This window comes from Micromonospora sp. C31 (genome assembly GCF_018070575.1).
Classification (GTDB): domain Bacteria; phylum Actinomycetota; class Actinomycetes; order Mycobacteriales; family Micromonosporaceae; genus Micromonospora.
In genome coordinates, this window is sequence record NZ_JAGPXN010000068.1 from 1 (window position 1) to 978 (window position 978).

At 66.5% G+C, this 978-nt stretch carries 1 pseudogene; it reads left to right on the forward strand.

Features of this window, described 5'->3' with window-relative positions:
* A pseudogene (locus KBX06_RS27470) lies at nt 1-122 on the forward strand (IS5/IS1182 family transposase); the annotation flags it as partial.
* Between the last annotated feature and the right edge of the window lie 856 nt (nt 123-978).

Genomic DNA, 978 nt, shown 5'->3' on the forward strand with positions numbered 1-978 from the left:
TTGCCACGCTCAAAACCTGGAAGATCCTGGCCAAGCTGCGCTGCTGCCCACGCCGAGCCACCGCGATCGTGCAGGCGATCCTCGTCCTGCACCGCACCGAATCCAACCGCTACGCAGGATGAAAAGGCCTCATTGACCGTGCTCGCGGGTGCGACCGAACAACCGGGGCGGGCGCCGTGTCCGTGCCAAGGCACGAGACACGCAGGGTCAAGGGCGCGGGGACCTGCGGCTCTTCACGCTCCACGCACGGCTGGTCGCGGTCGAGTTCGCGGTAGTACGTCACTGCGAGCGTGCCGGTCCGCACGCTCGCTAACGCGAGGCCCGACGGTGTGCAGGCTCCGGCGTGGCCGCCGGCTTTGTCGGCCGAACGAGCGGTAGTCAGGGTCAACCGCTCCCCAGAGGTAGGTACTCCTCGCCGCCCGGAGCCCGGACATGGGGCAAGCTTCACCACCGCCGTCAACCAGCGACCAACCGTTCAAGCCGCTGGCGTCCGCCAGCACCGCCCTCGTCCTGGTTGGCGTGATCGGCGCACGCGTCTTGGCGGACCTGCTACCCGACGCGCAGCGTTCGAGTGGAACCCGCATGATCTGCCGGTCGCAGCTCTACATACCGAGCCCTGCCGACCCATAGCGACCGCCGTGCCTGAAGGGGCAACAGCAGCACTGGCGTCCTCACCGCGCAACTCTTCGACCCAGCCCTCAACCAACCTGAGACGACGAGTTGAGGGCTATACCTCGACCGTGACGCCGTGCTTCGCGCAAGCGGCAGTGAGTTGAGCGACCGCCTTCCGTAGGCGATCCCGGTAATAGGCGGCGCCCGGATTGGCATCACCACTGGTTCCCTGGACTCGCTGAGAGGGTGGTTCGGTAGCTTTCGTCCATTCTGGGTTTGGGCCGGCATGTGAATGTGAGCCGTGGTCGTAACCGGTAGGTCCGGCCGGCGTTGGGCTGATCATGGGTGAGCGTGCGGCGTATCCGA